The organism is Pseudomonas sp. LBUM1648 (assembly GCF_059716145.1).
In genome coordinates this window covers 5,571,104-5,586,690 of sequence record NZ_CP166808.1, presented here as the reverse complement: position 1 = coordinate 5,586,690, position 15,587 = coordinate 5,571,104, and the positions used below count along the sequence as shown (strand labels likewise).

The 15,587-nt window shown below is 59.2% G+C and carries 15 protein-coding genes; 11 read left to right on the top strand and 4 right to left on the bottom strand.

The window, feature by feature from the left end; translation table 11 throughout:
* Positions 1-7: 7 nt before the first annotated feature.
* From ileS to ispH, 4 genes are all read left to right on the top strand, one after another.
* Positions 8-2,839 carry an isoleucine--tRNA ligase gene (gene ileS, locus ACA043_RS25315; protein ID WP_489879970.1) on the top strand — a complete coding sequence of 944 codons (2,832 nt, stop codon included), beginning with the start codon at positions 8-10 and terminating at the stop codon, positions 2,837-2,839.
* Positions 2,832-3,344, top strand: a complete 513-nt coding sequence (gene lspA / locus ACA043_RS25310) for a signal peptidase II (RefSeq protein ID WP_187679204.1) — start codon at positions 2,832-2,834, stop codon at positions 3,342-3,344. Before ileS ends, lspA begins: the two co-directional genes overlap by 8 nt.
* 7 nt (positions 3,345-3,351) lie before the next feature.
* Positions 3,352-3,789, top strand: a complete 438-nt coding sequence (fkpB, locus tag ACA043_RS25305) for an FKBP-type peptidyl-prolyl cis-trans isomerase (RefSeq protein ID WP_185037054.1) — start codon at positions 3,352-3,354, stop codon at positions 3,787-3,789.
* A 140-nt stretch (positions 3,790-3,929) separates the two neighbouring features.
* On the top strand, positions 3,930-4,874 hold the full coding sequence (gene ispH, locus ACA043_RS25300; RefSeq protein WP_187679205.1) for a 4-hydroxy-3-methylbut-2-enyl diphosphate reductase: 945 nt from the start codon (positions 3,930-3,932) through the stop codon (positions 4,872-4,874).
* Here ispH and ACA043_RS25295 read toward each other — a convergent pair.
* Positions 4,846-5,400 carry a GspH/FimT family pseudopilin gene (locus ACA043_RS25295; RefSeq protein ID WP_497658126.1) on the bottom strand — a complete coding sequence of 185 codons (555 nt, stop codon included), beginning with the start codon at positions 5,398-5,400 and terminating at the stop codon, positions 4,846-4,848. The genes ispH and ACA043_RS25295 overlap by 29 nt on opposite strands.
* Positions 5,401-5,529: 129 nt before the next feature.
* On the opposite strand from ACA043_RS25295, the gene ACA043_RS25290 reads away from it, so the two are divergent.
* The 7 genes from ACA043_RS25290 to thiO are packed head-to-tail and all read left to right on the top strand — an operon-like array spanning position 5,530 to position 12,301.
* On the top strand, positions 5,530-6,003 hold the full coding sequence (locus ACA043_RS25290) for a GspH/FimT family pseudopilin (RefSeq protein WP_401268500.1): 474 nt from the start codon (positions 5,530-5,532) through the stop codon (positions 6,001-6,003).
* Positions 6,000-6,449, top strand: a complete 450-nt coding sequence (gene pilV, locus ACA043_RS25285) for a type IV pilus modification protein PilV (RefSeq protein WP_497658125.1) — start codon at positions 6,000-6,002, stop codon at positions 6,447-6,449. The genes ACA043_RS25290 and pilV overlap by 4 nt, the downstream gene beginning before the upstream one ends.
* On the top strand, positions 6,446-7,159 hold the full coding sequence (locus tag ACA043_RS25280) for a PilW family protein (RefSeq protein ID WP_401268496.1): 714 nt from the start codon (positions 6,446-6,448) through the stop codon (positions 7,157-7,159). Before pilV ends, ACA043_RS25280 begins: the two co-directional genes overlap by 4 nt.
* A gap of 11 nt (positions 7,160-7,170) precedes the next feature.
* Positions 7,171-7,650: a pilus assembly PilX family protein gene (locus ACA043_RS25275; RefSeq protein WP_497658124.1), complete on the top strand. Its 480-nt coding sequence runs from the start codon at positions 7,171-7,173 to the stop codon at positions 7,648-7,650.
* Positions 7,637-10,726: a pilus assembly protein gene (locus ACA043_RS25270; protein ID WP_497658123.1), complete on the top strand. Its 3,090-nt coding sequence runs from the start codon at positions 7,637-7,639 to the stop codon at positions 10,724-10,726. The genes ACA043_RS25275 and ACA043_RS25270 overlap by 14 nt, the downstream gene beginning before the upstream one ends.
* A gap of 15 nt (positions 10,727-10,741) precedes the next feature.
* A complete protein-coding gene (locus ACA043_RS25265) occupies positions 10,742-11,143 on the top strand; it encodes a type IV pilin protein (RefSeq protein ID WP_401268489.1) in 402 nt (133 codons plus the stop codon).
* Between the two features lie 57 nt (positions 11,144-11,200).
* Complete coding sequence (thiO, locus tag ACA043_RS25260) at positions 11,201-12,301, top strand: glycine oxidase ThiO (RefSeq protein WP_489879976.1); 1,101 nt, start codon at positions 11,201-11,203, stop codon at positions 12,299-12,301.
* Positions 12,302-12,359: 58 nt separating this feature from the next.
* Here thiO and ACA043_RS25255 read toward each other — a convergent pair whose 3' ends face one another.
* Genes ACA043_RS25255 through ACA043_RS25245 form a run of 3 tightly spaced genes read right to left on the bottom strand, consistent with a single transcriptional unit; the run spans position 12,360 to position 15,515 of the window.
* Complete coding sequence (locus ACA043_RS25255; protein WP_187679214.1) at positions 12,360-13,706, bottom strand: sigma-54-dependent transcriptional regulator; 1,347 nt, start codon at positions 13,704-13,706, stop codon at positions 12,360-12,362.
* Positions 13,703-15,292, bottom strand: a complete 1,590-nt coding sequence (locus ACA043_RS25250; protein WP_489879981.1) for a sensor histidine kinase — start codon at positions 15,290-15,292, stop codon at positions 13,703-13,705. Before ACA043_RS25250 ends, ACA043_RS25255 begins: the two co-directional genes overlap by 4 nt.
* On the bottom strand, positions 15,282-15,515 hold the full coding sequence (locus tag ACA043_RS25245; RefSeq protein ID WP_262410350.1) for a PP0621 family protein: 234 nt from the start codon (positions 15,513-15,515) through the stop codon (positions 15,282-15,284). The genes ACA043_RS25250 and ACA043_RS25245 overlap by 11 nt, the downstream gene beginning before the upstream one ends.
* Positions 15,516-15,587 lie beyond the last annotated feature (72 nt).

Here is a 15,587-nt window from a genome sequence, read left to right as displayed (position 1 = left end):
GCCTTAAATGACCGACTATAAAGCCACGCTAAACCTTCCGGACACCGCCTTCCCAATGAAGGCCGGCCTGCCACAGCGCGAACCGCAGATCCTGCAGCGCTGGGACAGTATTGGCCTGTACGGAAAGTTGCGCGAGATTGGCAAGGATCGTCCGAAGTTCGTTCTGCACGACGGCCCTCCGTATGCCAACGGCACGATCCACATCGGTCACGCACTGAACAAGATTCTCAAGGACATGATCATCCGCTCGAAAACCCTTTCGGGTTTCGATGCGCCGTACATTCCGGGTTGGGACTGCCACGGCCTGCCGATCGAGCACAAGGTTGAAGTGACCCACGGCAAGAACCTGGGCGCGGACAAGACCCGCGAACTGTGCCGTGCCTACGCTACCGAGCAGATCGAAGGGCAGAAGACCGAGTTCATCCGCCTCGGCGTGTTGGGCGACTTCGCCAACCCTTACAAAACCATGGACTTCAAGAACGAGGCCGGTGAAATCCGCGCCCTCGCCGAAATCGTCAAGGGCGGTTTCGTGTTCAAGGGCTTGAAGCCTGTGAACTGGTGCTTCGACTGCGGTTCGGCTCTGGCTGAAGCGGAAGTCGAGTACGAGAACAAGAAGTCCTCGACCATCGACGTAGCGTTCCCGATCGCTGACGAAGCCAAACTGGCTGCCGCGTTCGGTCTGCCGTCCCTGAGCAAGCCTGCCTCGATCGTGATCTGGACCACCACCCCGTGGACTATCCCGGCCAACCAGGCGCTGAACGTTCATCCGGAATTCAACTACGCCCTGGTCGACGTCGGCGACAAGCTGCTGGTGCTGGCTGAAGAACTGGTCGAAGCCTGCCTCGCTCGTTACAGCCTGGAAGGCTCGGTCATCGCGACCACTACCGGTAAAGAGCTGGAACTGATCAACTTCCGTCACCCGTTCTACGACCGTCTGTCGCCGGTGTATCTGGCCGACTACGTCGAGCTGGGCGCTGGCACCGGTGTGGTTCACTCCGCTCCGGCCTACGGCGTGGACGACTTCGTGACCTGTAAGAAGTACGGCATGGTCAACGACGACATCCTGAATCCGGTGCAGAGCAACGGCGTTTATGTGCCGTCGCTGGAATTCTTCGGCGGTCAGTTCATCTGGAAGGCCAACCCGGCCATCGTCGACAAACTGACCGAAGTCGGTGCGCTGCTGCACACCACCGTCATCGAACACAGCTACATGCACTGCTGGCGTCACAAAACTCCGCTGATCTACCGTGCCACCGCGCAGTGGTTCATCGGCATGGATAAAGAGCCAACCAGCGGCGACACCCTGCGTGTGCGCTCGCTCAAAGCCATTGAAGACACCAAGTTCGTCCCGGCCTGGGGCCAGGCGCGCCTGCACTCGATGATCGCCAATCGTCCGGACTGGTGCATCTCCCGTCAGCGCAACTGGGGCGTGCCGATCCCGTTCTTCCTGAACAAGGAAAGCGGCGAGCTGCACCCACGCACCGTCGAACTGATGGAAGAAGTCGCCAAGCGCGTTGAAGTCGAAGGCATCGAAGCCTGGTTCAAGCTCGACGCCGCCGAATTGCTGGGCGATGAAGCGCCGCAATACGACAAGATCAGCGACACCCTCGACGTCTGGTTCGACTCGGGTACCACGCACTGGCACGTCCTGCGCGGTTCGCACCCGATGGGCCACGAGACCGGCCCGCGCGCCGACTTGTACCTGGAAGGTTCCGACCAACACCGTGGATGGTTCCATTCGTCCTTGCTGACTGGTTGCGCCATCGACAACCACGCGCCGTACCGCGAACTGCTGACTCACGGCTTCACCGTCGATGAGTCCGGCCGCAAGATGTCCAAATCGCTGGGCAACGTGATCGCACCGCAGAAAGTCAACGACACCCTGGGCGCCGATATCATGCGTCTGTGGGTCGCTTCGACGGACTACTCCGGCGAGATGGCCGTGTCCGAGCAGATCCTGCAACGCAGTGCGGACGCCTATCGTCGTATCCGTAACACCGCGCGCTTCCTGCTTTCCAACCTGACCGGTTTCAATCCGGCCACCGACCTGCTGCCGGCTGAAGAAATGCTGGCGCTGGATCGCTGGGCGGTGGATCGCACCCTGCTGCTGCAACGCGAGCTGCAAGAGCACTACGGCGAATACCGTTTCTGGAACGTCTACTCGAAGATCCACAACTTCTGCGTGCAGGAGCTGGGTGGTTTCTACCTCGACATCATCAAGGATCGCCAGTACACCACCGGCGCCGACAGCAAGGCGCGCCGCTCGGCGCAAACTGCGCTGTTCCACATCTCCGAAGCGCTGGTGCGCTGGATCGCGCCGATCCTGGCGTTCACCGCCGACGAGTTGTGGCAATACCTGCCGGGCGAGCGCAACGAATCGGTGATGCTCAACACTTGGTACGAAGGTCTGACCGAGCTGCCAGAAGGCTTCGAGCTGGGTCGTGAGTACTGGGATCGCATCATGGAAGTGAAGGTTGCGGTCAACAAAGAAATGGAAATCCAGCGCGCGGCCAAAGCCGTCGGTGGCAACCTGCAAGCCGAAGTGACGCTGTTCGCCGAAGAGGCGCTGAGCGCCGATCTGGCCAAGCTGAGCAACGAACTGCGCTTTGTCCTGATCACTTCGACCGCAAGCGTTGCGCCTTTCGTGCAGGCTCCGGCCGATGCCGTAGCCACCGAAGTCAGCGGCCTGAAGCTGAAGATCGTCAAGTCTGCCTTCGCGAAATGCGCCCGTTGCTGGCACTGCCGCGAAGACGTCGGCGTGAACCCGGAGCATCCGGAAATCTGCGGTCGTTGCGTCGACAACATCAGCGGCGCTGGCGAGGTTCGTGACTATGCCTAATGCCGTTGGCCGTTTCGGACGGTTGAGCTGGCTCTGGTTGAGTTTGCTGGTTCTGGTCATCGACCAGGCCAGCAAGTTCTACTTCGAAGACAAGCTCGAAATGTTCCAGCAGATCGTGATCATTCCCGATTACTTCAGCTGGACCCTGGCTTACAACACCGGCGCTGCGTTCAGCTTCCTGGCTGACAGCTCTGGCTGGCAGCGCTGGCTGTTCGCTTTGATCGCCATTGTTGTCAGTGCGGTGCTGGTGGTCTGGCTCAAGCGTCTGGGCCGCAACGAAACCTGGCTGGCCGTCGCTCTGGCGCTGGTGCTGGGCGGTGCGCTGGGCAATTTGTATGACCGCATTGCCCTGGGCCATGTGATCGACTTCATTCTGGTGCACTGGCAAAACCGCTGGTACTTCCCGGCGTTCAACTTCGCCGACAGCGCCATCACCGTTGGTGCGGTGATGCTCGCACTGGATATGTTCAAAAGTAAGAAAACCGGAGAAACCGTTCATGACTGAACAGGTATTGGCTGAGCAACGCATCGGCCAGAACACGGAAGTCACCTTGCACTTTGCATTGCGCCTGGAGAACGGCGACACGGTCGACAGCACCTTCGACAAGGCCCCAGCGACGTTCAAGGTCGGCGACGGCAACCTGCTGCCGGGTTTCGAAGCCGCGCTGTTCGGCTTCAAGGCTGGCGACAAGCGTACCCTGACCGTTGAACCGGAAAACGCTTTCGGCCAGCCGAACCCGCAGAACGTTCAGGTTATCCCGCGTTCACAGTTTGCTGATATGGAACTGTCGCCTGGTTTGCTGGTGATCTTCAACGATGCAGCCAATACTGAGCTGCCGGGTGTGGTGAAAGAATTCGACGACGCGCAAGTGACCATCGACTTCAACCACCCGCTGTCTGGCAAGACGCTGACCTTTGACGTCGAGATCATCAACGTCAAAGCGCTGTAAAAAATGTAGGAGTGAGCCTGCTCGCGATGAGTGCCTGACATTCAAGGTTGATGTTGATTGACACTGCGCCATCGCGAGCAGGCTCGCTCCTACAGTTTTGAAATTCTTTGTTTTTTCGCGCGCAAGACACGAGGCACAGCATGCAAATCAAACTCGCCAACCCCCGTGGCTTCTGTGCCGGTGTGGACCGGGCGATCGAAATCGTCAACCGCGCCCTTGAAGTCTTCGGGCCGCCGATCTACGTGCGCCATGAAGTGGTGCACAACAAGTTCGTGGTCGAAGACCTGCGCAGCCGTGGCGCAATCTTCGTCGAAGAACTGGATCAGGTGCCGGACGACGTCATCGTGATCTTCAGTGCCCACGGCGTATCCCAGGCTGTGCGTACCGAAGCCGCTGGCCGTGGCCTGAAAGTCTTTGACGCCACCTGCCCGCTGGTGACCAAAGTGCATATCGAAGTCGCGAAATACAGCCGCGACGGTCGTGAATGCATCCTCATTGGCCATGCCGGTCACCCGGAAGTCGAAGGCACCATGGGGCAGTACGACGCCAGCAATGGCGGCGCCATCTACCTCGTCGAGGACGAGAAAGATGTGGCCGAATTGCAGGTGAACGATCCAGAAAGATTGGCGTTCGTCACCCAGACCACCCTGTCGATGGACGACACCAGTCGTGTTATCGACGCCCTGCGCACACGTTTTCCGGCCATCGGCGGCCCGCGCAAGGACGACATCTGCTACGCCACGCAAAACCGTCAGGATGCGGTCAAGCAACTGGCCGACGAATGCGACGTGGTGCTGGTGGTCGGCAGCCCGAACAGCTCCAACTCCAACCGCTTGCGTGAGCTGGCTGAACGCATGGCCACGCCGGCCTACCTGATCGACGGCGCCGAAGACATGCAAAAGAGCTGGTTCGATGGCGTCGAGCGTATTGGCATCACCGCCGGGGCTTCCGCGCCGGAAGTGCTGGTGCGTGGCGTGATTCAGCAATTGCAGGCCTGGGGCGCTACCGGTGCCGATGAACTCGCCGGCCGCGAAGAGAACATCACGTTCTCGATGCCTAAAGAGTTGCGCGTGCGTTCGATCTGACGCTTTTGACTTTTTGACACAGCGGCTGTTCAGTCTTCTCACTGCCCAGGCGCACTCGACCGGTCGCCGCCAGCACCACTTGACGCTGGCTGACCGGCTCGCGAGTCGAGCAAATATGTAATGTTCCTGCCTGAAACGCCCGCCCGGGCATCAGTGGTTGTCCAAGACTGCTGAACCGCACGTAACGACTGACCAACCAATTGCCGACAATCGGCACCCCCGCGTCACGCGCATTTTCCATCATAAGTGGATTGCTGCTGTCTTCCGGCCCCTTGCCGCTGATATCCAGAATGATCCGCCAGCCCTGACTCCAGTCACCGTTGATGCCGTGAATCACCACGCTCTGATTGCGCGTGATCGCCATTGTGCGGGCGTTGCGAATGCCGTCGAGCAAAGCCTGCGCGGCCTGATCGCGATGATTCGATTCCGTGATAGTGGCAAACGCCGGGCTGACCAGCAGCAGAACAATTGCGCCAATCGCCAGTCCCATAAGCAGTTCTATCAGGCTGAAACCCTGTTGCGACATGAAAACTCCCTCCATGGAGTGTGATGAGCGGCGCGCTCCTGCGCCGGGCAGGGCAAATCAACCGACAGAGTCCGGTTGAATGTTCTAGCGTGTACAAGCAGGTATAGCCGACGGCAACGGAGGGCATCGATGGATCATCGTACAAAAGGTTTCACGCTGATCGAGTTGCTGGTCGCGGTCGCGATATTCGTGATCCTGATCACCCTGGCGGTGCCTGCGTTCACCCGTTCGATACAAGGCAGCAAGGCCGATACCGAAATGGGCGACCTGCAACGGGCCATCAATTTCGCCCGTCTTGAAGCGATTGATCGAGGCGTGACAACGCGGCTGCGACCGACGGCTGGCGGCAGCGTCTGGACCGGCGAACTGTCGGTCTACGACAGTACTGGCAATCCGGCCAATGTGTTGCGGGTTGTTCCGGCGATGAGCAGCGGCGCAACTCTGACGCTAACCTCTGGAGTGACCGCGCTGGATTTCAACAACCTTGGCGGTCTGGCCGCACCCTCGACGGCGGTGGTCATCAGCTACACGCTGGGAACGCAAAGCAGGACGCTTAACGTGTGTTTGAACGGACGAATTCAATTGGGTGGAAGTTGCGGATGAGGCCAGGGAGCAAGGGCGTTCAGCAGGGCATGACGCTGATCGAAGTGTTGGTCGCGTTGCTGATTCTGACGGTCGGGCTGTTGGGTGCGGCGGCGGTGCAAATGAATGCACTGAAGTACACCGACAGTTCACGCATGACCAGTCAGGCCAGTTTCATCGCCTACGACATGATGGACCGCATCCGCGCCAACTCCGGCGCCGACTACACCGTCACGCCACCGACGTCAGGAAACCTCAGTGTTGCCCGGGATCAGGACCTCTACGACTTCACTACCAACATCGTCAACTTCGGCGGGCCGACCGCCACCGGCACGATCGCCCGCAATCAGCGGGTGTACACGATCACAATCAACTGGAATGACTCACGTGCAGCGAATGCCGCCGGCACTGCGCGCAGCTTTGTCCTGACCAGTCGCGCCACGGTAGAACCGGTGGCCACGCCATGAAGCGCCATAACCGTGGTTTCGGCCTTATCGAAATGCTCATCGCCCTGGCGCTCGGGCTGATCGTGGTGCTGGGAGTGGTGCAAACTTTCCTCGCTGCGAAGAATACCTACGTCAGCCAGAACAGTGCTGCCGCCATGCAGGAAGACGCACGCTTTGTGCTGAGCAAAATGATTCAGGAACTGCGCATGGTCGGAATGTTCGGTTGTCTGGGCACGATCACGGATTCAAGCTCCGCCGGTGACTTCAGCGCCGCGCAGATCACGCCGATCAGTTGGGACAACGCCAATCTCAAGTTGACGCTGGTGACCGCTGACGTCGGCAGCGCTGGTGGCACTCCCACCTGGACTGTGGTCTCCGATTGTCGCAACAGCGCGACGGCCTATACCGGGTTACGCAGCGCGGCGAGCGGACAAATCGCCTTCCCGATCCGGCGTCTTGTCTACAGCTTCAGCAACAACCAGATCCTGATGGGCACCGGCAGCGGCACACCGACCCAGCAGGTGCTGGTTAACAACGTCAGTGCCTTCAACGTGACGTTCGGTCTGGCCAGTTCCGCGACTGATGTAGCCGCCTCGACTTACAGCACCAACCCCAGCGATCCGGCGCGTATTCGCAGTGTGCGCCTTAGCCTGACTCTCAACGATCCGAACAGTCGGGTCGCCAATCAAACCTTCAACGTGGTTGCCGCTTTGCGCAACCGCTTGCAGTGAGGGCCTGGGTGATGAGGATTTCTCTCCATCAACGTCAGACCCAGCGCGGCATGGTGTTGCTGGTCAGTCTGGTGTTTCTGTTGTTGCTCACAGTGATTGGCCTGTCGTCGATGCAGAGTGCCAACCTGCAGGAGAAAATGGCCGGCAGTGTGAGCCTGCGCAACCAGTCGTTCCAGACCGCCGAAGCGGCGTTGCGTGTGGGCGAGAGCGCGGTGCAACTGGACAGCTACTCGTTGGCCGTATGCAGCGGCACGACGCAATGTGCGCCGCCTGAGGAGTCATCGGTGGTCAGTGCGGCAGGGCTCAATTCGACGTCCGGTGTAACCTGGATCGCCGCCGGGAGCGGGTTCTATGGCGTGCAGAACATCGGCACAACGCTGACCGCCGTGAATGTGCCGAGCAACACCTCGGCGACGCTGTATCGAGTGACCGCTGTCGGGATCGTCGGCACTTCGCGTAGCGTGGTGGAGAGTGTCTATGCGAAGTATTGAACGCTACAAATCGCTGCTGATCGGTATGTTGCTGAGTTTCTATCTGACGGCGCCTGCCTATGCATTTACGCCGTCCGATTCGCCGCTGCTGAGCGCTGCGGCAGTGGCGCCGAACGTCATGCTGCTGATCGATGACTCGGGGAGTATGAACAGCATCATTTATGCAGCGGGATTCGATCCCACCGAAGACCGAACGCCGGCCCGGGAGTGCAATGCATTCCTCGGGTTGTGCTCGGCCCTGAATGCGCCAGCGATTACCGGCGATACCGTGTTTTTATCGAGCCTTCCAACCTCCGGATGCTCCGGTGGGGCGTATGCGTTCTACAACAACAGCCTGGCGCCGCTGTGTCTGAAACTGCCGGACCCGGTGGGCAACGGCAACACGCGTTATTCAGGGGATTACATTGCCTACGTGGTCAGTCTTGCGATCAACAACGGCACCCGCGACTTCACCAATGGGGCGATTCCCAACGATTACCGCATCAACGTTGCGCGCAACGTCTCCACGGCACTGGTCACAAGCAACAGGACGTTGCGCATCGGTCTGTCGACATTCAACCCGGCCACCAACAACAACTCGGGCAATGGCGGTTACATCGCCCGCACCATCACCGACATGTCACCGGTTTCCGGCAGCGTGACCCAGGGCCAGGCTGATACCAACTACAACGCGCTTATTTCAGCCATTAACAATCTGAGTGCCGTGGCCAACACGCCATTGGCGGAAACCTATTACGAAATCACCCGCTACATGCGCGGCATGGCGCCGTATTACAACAACACGCCGAATACTTACACCAGCCCGATCCAATACCGTTGTCAGAAGAATTATGGCGTGGTGATTACCGACGGTTTGCCCACCTTTGACCGTACCTTCCCGAGCAACGACCCGCTGGGCGGCAGCCGCTTGCCGAACTGGGACGGGGTCAACAATGACGGCAATAACCTCAATGGCGACAGCGAGGGCAACACGCTGTATCTGGACGATATCGCCAAGTTCGCTTTCGATATCGACATGCGTTCGACCGGCAATGATGCGGCGGGCAAGAGCTGGAACGCAGTGGATTTTCCCAAACAGAACATGAACACCTACACCGTGGGTTTCGCTGCTGACAACGACATGCTCTCTGATGCGGCGAGTTACGGGCAGGGCAAGTACTATCAGGCGACTGACGACACAGGCCTCAACGCCGCCTTGTCATCGGCTCTGAGCGATATCACCTCCAAGGCCGGTTCTGGCGGCGCCGGTGTCGTTAGCGGAACCACCTTGAGCAGTAACAGCAATTTCTTTCAGACCACCTATGACCCCAAGGATTGGCGCGGCACTATCAAGTCTTTTGGCTTCACATCGGCGGGGGCGCTGAACACGTCTACTGCAATCTGGAGCACTGACACGACCATTGTGCCGGGTGCCACCGCACCGACTTATCAATCGTGGAACACTTCCAGCAACGCTGCTGTGACACTGGCATACGGTAACTTTTCCGCAGCGCAACAGACGACGCTCAGCCAAGGCCTGCCCACCGGCATCACGGGTATCGATCTGGTGGAGTGGAGCAAGGGCACCAACAAAACCGGGCTGAAGGTCCGCAGCGTCTTGTTGGGCGACATCATCAACTCGCCACTGGTGCTGGCATCGCCAACGGACAAGACCGCCTCCGATCTGTCGGGCGACACCACCTACAGCACTTACCTGGCGACCAAAGCAGCGAACATGAATACCAGTCTGGTGGTGAATGCCAATGACGGATTCGTCAACGTCATCAACTCGGCCAACGGCACTCGACGTTACGCTTACATGCCGTCCAGTGTTTTGCCGTCTCTGCGGCTGATTGCCGATCCGACCTACATCAATGGTGTCAGCCATAAGTTTCTGGTCGACGGCCAGGTCGGGGTGTTTGACGCCCAACTCAACAGCGCCTGGAAGACTCTTGCCATCGGTGGCACCGGTGCCGGTGGCAAGACGTTCTACGCGCTGCAACTGTTCGACGCGTCGGCCGGTAATGTTTTACGCGCACTTTGGGAAGTCAGTGCGCCAACGACAGCAAACACCTCCAACGTTTTTAATGATCTGGGTTATGCCTACGCGCGGCCGGAAGTGGCACGCTTGGCCGATGGTCGATGGGCGGCGTTCATTTCCAACGGCTACGGCAGCAACTCCGGCGTGGCAGCGTTGTACGTGCTGGATGTGCGCGATGGCTCGCTGATCAAGAAAATCGTGATCGACAGTTCGGAAACCACCAACGGTCTGTCGTCGGTGAAGCTCAAGGTCAATTCGCAAAATGTGGTGCAGGCTGCTTACGGCGGTGACTTGAAAGGGCGGTTGTGGAAGTTTGATCTGAGTGCCACGTCGACGGACAGCTGGGGCGTGGCGTTTTCCGGCAAACCGCTGTTCACCACGGCGGGCGGCGCGACTCAGCCGATCACCGCGCAGCCACTGCTGGCGGACAATTCGCTGGGCGGCAAACAGATCTTCGTCGGCACCGGTAAATTCAACGAAACAGCCGACAAGACCAACAAGGATTTGCAGGCGTTCTATTCGGTGTGGGATGCCGATGGCGGCTCGGGACAGCTCACCGTCAGCAGTTTGCAGCCACAGGCGATAACCGGTTCATTCTCCGGCAGCTCCGGGCAATTCCTGACCACAACGCAGAATGACACGACCTATCCGGGGGAGAAGGGCTGGTACCTGCCGCTTGTGTATAACAACGTGCTGACCGGCGAGCGAGTCATCAATCAAGCGAATATCGTGCTTGGCCGTATCGTCTTCACCACCGCGAGTGTCGACACCACAGACCCCTGTGCGAGTCTCGGTACGGGCAAACTGGTCGAACTCGATGCGTTCAGCGGTAAGATGCTCAACTACGCCGTGATCGACACCAATTCCGACGGCCTGGTTGACAGCAATGACACGATCTCCAGCGGTGTGATATTCACTGGCGGCAATCCGACGGTGAACTTCATCTCCAGTGACGGGAAGCGCAAGGGAGTGACCGACTCCAGTGGCAACATCACGATCGTTGTAGAAAAGGGCGGCGGCGGCAGCCGTCGTATCATGTGGCGACAAATACAGTAAGTGAGAGTTTGAGGCATGCGCAGATCCAACCGAGGCTTCACCCTGATCGAAATCATGATCGTGATTGCGATCATCGGGATCATGCTCACCATTGGCATCCCAAGCTATACCGAATACGTGAAGAAGGGCCGTCGCGCCGAAGTGGTGTCGCTGCTGTCGGAACAGGCGCAAAGCCTCGAACGTTTCTACACCAGAAACAATCTCTACACCGGCATCACTGGTCTGAGTGCGGGCAACGATTTCTACACCATCACGCCGACGATCACTGACCAAACTTTCCTGCTGACTGCCACACGCAAGTCGGGCACGGCCATGGCCACCGACAAGTGCGGGGATTTCACCTTGACCAATACCGGCGTCAGAAGCATGAGCAATGCGACTACCGGGCTGACCACCAAGGATTGCTGGGGCCGCTGAGGCGCTTCTTTCGGGCGCCATTTTGCGCCCACTGTCTTTTTTACGGTTGGATCAAACATGACCAGGCAACAGCAAGTGGTGATTGTCGGTGGCGGGGTGATTGGCCTGCTGACCGCCTACAATCTCGCCTCCGAAGTGGGCAGCGTAGTGCTGCTGGATCGCTCGAACGTCGGCCAGGAATCGTCCTGGGCGGGCGGCGGCATCGTTTCTCCGCTGTATCCGTGGCGCTACAGCCCGGCGGTCACAGCGCTGGCGCATTGGTCACAGGATTTTTATCCACAGCTCGGCGAGCGATTGTTTGCTGATACCGGTGTAGATCCCGAGGTTCACACCACAGGCCTGTACTGGTTGGATCTGGACGACGAAGCCGAAGCGCTGGCCTGGGCTGAGCGGGAGAACCGGCCCCTGCGGGCTGTGGATATCTCGGCGGCCCATGACGCGGTGCCGGTACTTGGCGGTGGCTTCTCGCGGGCTATCTACATGGCTGATGTGGCCAACGTAAGAAACCCGCGTCTGGTGAAGTCGCTGAAAGCGGCATTGCAGGCGCTGCCGAACGTGATCATTCACGAGCAGTGCGAGGTCAGCGGGTTTGTTCGTGAGGGTGAGCGGGTTGTTGGTGTGCAAACCGCCACTGGCGTGATCAAGGGCGATCAGGTTGTGCTGACGGCAGGTGCGTGGAGCGGTGATTTGCTCAAGACGCTTAACCTGACGCTCCCGGTGGAGCCAGTCAAAGGCCAGATGATTCTCTACAAATGCGCGGCTGACTTCTTGCCGAGCATGGTGTTGGCCAAGGGCCGTTATGCGATTCCGCGTCGCGACGGGCATATCCTGATCGGCAGCACGCTGGAACATGAGGGCTACGACAAGACGCCGACCGATGTTGCGCTGGAAAGCCTGAAAGCCTCGGCGGTGGAGTTGTTGCCAGCGCTGGCGGAGGCCGAAGTGGTCGGGCATTGGGCCGGGTTACGTCCGGGCTCGCCTGAGGGGGTTCCTTATATTGGCCGAGTGCCGGGGTTTGATGGCTTGTGGCTCAACTGTGGGCATTACCGAAATGGGTTGGTGCTGGCGCCGGCGTCATGTCAGTTGTTTGCCGATGTGATGCTGGGGCGCACGCCGATTATTGATCCGGCGCCGTATGCGCCAGAAGGCCGCATCTAGCCAGATACCCTCTGGTGTCTGTTAGGCCGCCATCGCGGGCAAGCCCGCGATGAGGCCCTCAATCCAGACCGAGTTTTTTCAGCCTGTAGCGCATCGACCTGAACGAAAGACTTAACCGTTGCGCCGCCGCCGTGCGGTTCCAGCGGGTCTCCTCCAGCGCCTGCAGGATCAGTTTGCGCTCGACGCTCTCCAGGTAATCCTCCAGATTGTCGATCTGCGTCAAATCCGCAATGCCGCCATCCGCCGCGCAGTTGCCTTCGCTCAAGCGCAGGTCTTCAGCCTCGATCACGCGGTTCTCACACAAGGTGTGCGCGCGTTCGAGAACGTTCTCCAATTCCCGCACATTGCCCGGAAAGCGATAATTTTTCAGCGCTTCCAACGCCTGCGGATGCAGGCGCGTAGCTGGTTGCCCGGTGTCTTTGGCCAAGCGCTGGAGCATGTGAGCCGCCAGCACTTCAATGTCATCGCGGCGCTCGCGCAGGGACGGCACGCGCAGTTCAATCACGTTGAGCCGGTAATACAGATCCTGGCGAAAACGCTCGGCGGCAACTTCTGCATCGAGATCCTTGTGCGTGGCACAGAGTATTCGTACATCAACCACGGTTTCCTGCTGGCCGCCAACGCTGCGCACGGCTTTTTCCTGAATCGCCCGCAGCAACTTGACCTGCATCGAGAGTGGCAAGTCTGCCACTTCATCAAGAAATAACGTGCCGCCGTGTGCGGCCTGAAACAGCCCCGGCTTGTCCTCGACCGCGCCAGTGAAACTGCCTTTGCGATGGCCGAAAAACTCGCTTTCCATCAGCTCCGAAGGAATCGCCCCGCAATTGACCGGCACAAACGGTTGGCCGGCACGCGGGCCTTGTTCGTGAATCAGCCGCGCAACCAACTCTTTGCCGCTGCCGGATTCGCCGCTGATATACACCGGCGCCTGACTGCGAGCCAGTTTGTCGATTTGTTTGCGCAGCGTTCGCATCGGTAATGAATCGCCAAGCAATCGTCGATCAATCGAGACAGAAACGCCGCCCACCGCCGGCATGCGCAGCGCTGTTGCGACCAGTTCGCGCAATCGTGTGAGATCCACCGGCTTGGTGAGAAAGTCGAACGCACCGGCCTTCAGCGCGTTGATCGCCGTTTCGAGGCTGCCATACGCGGTAATCATCGCCACCGGCAACTGGGGATAACGATGCTGGATGTGCTGCACCAGTTCCAGCCCCGTGCCGTCGGGCAGGCGCATGTCGGTCAGGCACAGGTCAAAGGCCTCGCGCTGCAGCAACGCTTGGGCTTCGCCAAGATTGCGTGCGCTGAAGGTGTCGAGTTTCATCCGTCCCAGGGTGATTTCCAGGAGTTCGCGAATATCCGGTTCGTCGTCGACGATGAGGACTTTTTGCCGTGGGCTCGTGTTCAACTTTGTTTCCGTCCGTGAGCAAAGGTGATGCGAAAGCAGCCGCCGCCTTGGCGTGATTTGAAGTCTAGGCGCGCCTGATTGCTTTCGCACAGCTCACGGGACAGATAAAGCCCAAGGCCGGTGCCCTGGCTGCTGGTAGTGAAGAACGGTTCGAACAGATGAGCCTGTTCATCGAGCGCCACGCCGGGGCCGTTGTCCTGCACTTCGAGCACTGCCAGCTGGCTGTCGAGATCCATGAACAGATACAGCCAGACTTCAGCATGCTCATGCAGCAGGGCGCTGTGGCGCCAGCCGTTGCGTAGTAGATTGTCGAGAATTTGCGTGAGCTGGTTGGGGTCCATCAGGGTGGTGAAGTCGCCCGAGTTGATCCGCAGATGGATCTGCTGGCGCTCGGTGGCCTGTTCGCGGCTTTCGGCGACAAAGTTTTCCAGCCACGGCTTTAGATCCAGCCGTTGCGGGGCGCTCTGTTGGCGGCGGGACAGTTGCAGGACGTTTTCGATGACTCGGTTCATGCGTTGGGAGTGATCTTGAATGATCTGCGTCAGACGCCGATCCGCGCCATCGAGTTCCTCGGATTCCCCCAATAGCTGTGCGGCGTGACTGATGGCCCCCAGTGGATTGCGAATTTCGTGGGAGATACCGGCTGTCAGGCGCCCGAGCGCGGCGAGTTTCAGTTGTTGGGCCTGTTGGGCGATTTGTGCGAGGTCTTCGAGAAACACCAGTGTCTGTTGATTGGGGCTCTGTTCGAGGGCGATGAAGCTTGGCTGCAGTTCAAGGCCGTTGCCGGGGATTTTCAGGCTTTGCGGGCGCAGGGTCGGGTTGTTCATCCACAGTTGCAGGCGATCGACTAGCGCGGGCGAATAATCGTCGATCAAATGGCCTTGAAGGTGCGATTGCGCGAGCAAGGTCTGGGCGCTGTGATTGGCCAGTTGGACGCGGCGCTGTTCGTCGAGCACCAGGATCCCGGTGCGCATGCGTTGCAGAATCAGCGCGTTAAGGGCTTCAAGGCCGACCACCTCGCTGGCCCGTCGCTCAGCCAGAGTTTCACTGACTTCAAGGCGCCGGATCAGACCCTGGACCAGCAACGAGGCAGCAAAACACAAAGCACCGAGGGTGCCCGCTTGCAGGTATTCATTGGCGCTCAGCGGATGGCTGAAGTTGAGCAGAAAACTAAAACCGACAATACCGAGCGCAGCGATAGCGGCAATCAGCAGGCCTATGCGTCGGCGCAGCAGGGTGTTGCTGATCGCCACCGAGACCACCAGCAAATTGCCGAGGGCACTGGCGACACCGCCCGCCGCGAAGAACAAACCGCACAGCAGCAGCACATCGACAAGGGCCAGGCTGAACAGTTGCGCGGGCCGCCGGGTGTTTTCAAGAAACACTACCAGAAGAATGTTCAGCACCAGATACAGCCAACTGCCGCCGCGCAGCAGATCGTCGTTGGCCGACGTCAGCAGGCGGTTGTCCATGTTGCTGGAGATCAGCAGCACCAGGGTGATGCCGACACTTAAACGGTAGAGATGATAAAGGCGCAGCAGACGCTGAGCCTGTTTGCTGTCGGCGTTGGCGGCCTCAGCGATCACTGGAACCAGGGCCTTGCTCAAGATGAGCCTGGCTGCAGTACCACTGTTGTTGAAGGTTCAGTGCGCGGTCGCGGGGCAGGTGCACGCCGCAATGGGCACAGCGCACCATCGGCGCGGCGTCTTGCTCGCGGGGAGATTGTGCGGATGAGGCGGGGGCCTTGAATTTACGCCACAACCATATCGCAGCGAAAATCAGGGCAATCCAGAACAATAAACGAAGCATGATGAGCGGCTTTTCGACTGATGATCCGGCAGTTTAGCCAAGGACATGACAAGCGCACAGCCTATTAAAGCG

What these genes read in the sequence shown, in the direction of transcription:
- ACA043_RS25280 (WP_401268496.1), top strand. Translation starts at nt 6,446, where the DNA reads ATGAAGCGCCATAACCGTGGTTTCGGCCTTATCGAAATGCTCATCGCC.
- ACA043_RS25290 (WP_401268500.1), top strand. Translation starts at nt 5,530, where the DNA reads ATGGATCATCGTACAAAAGGTTTCACGCTGATCGAGTTGCTGGTCGCG.
- ACA043_RS25265 (WP_401268489.1), top strand. Translation starts at nt 10,742, where the DNA reads ATGCGCAGATCCAACCGAGGCTTCACCCTGATCGAAATCATGATCGTG.
- thiO (WP_489879976.1), top strand. Translation starts at nt 11,201, where the DNA reads ATGACCAGGCAACAGCAAGTGGTGATTGTCGGTGGCGGGGTGATTGGC.
- ispH (WP_187679205.1), top strand. Translation starts at nt 3,930, where the DNA reads ATGCAAATCAAACTCGCCAACCCCCGTGGCTTCTGTGCCGGTGTGGAC.
- ACA043_RS25270 (WP_497658123.1), top strand. Translation starts at nt 7,637, where the DNA reads ATGCGAAGTATTGAACGCTACAAATCGCTGCTGATCGGTATGTTGCTG.
- pilV (WP_497658125.1), top strand. Translation starts at nt 6,000, where the DNA reads ATGAGGCCAGGGAGCAAGGGCGTTCAGCAGGGCATGACGCTGATCGAA.
- ACA043_RS25245 (WP_262410350.1), bottom strand. Translation starts at nt 15,515, where the DNA reads ATGCTTCGTTTATTGTTCTGGATTGCCCTGATTTTCGCTGCGATATGG.
- ACA043_RS25275 (WP_497658124.1), top strand. Translation starts at nt 7,171, where the DNA reads ATGAGGATTTCTCTCCATCAACGTCAGACCCAGCGCGGCATGGTGTTG.
- ACA043_RS25295 (WP_497658126.1), bottom strand. Translation starts at nt 5,400, where the DNA reads ATGTCGCAACAGGGTTTCAGCCTGATAGAACTGCTTATGGGACTGGCG.
- ileS (WP_489879970.1), top strand. Translation starts at nt 8, where the DNA reads ATGACCGACTATAAAGCCACGCTAAACCTTCCGGACACCGCCTTCCCA.
- lspA (WP_187679204.1), top strand. Translation starts at nt 2,832, where the DNA reads ATGCCTAATGCCGTTGGCCGTTTCGGACGGTTGAGCTGGCTCTGGTTG.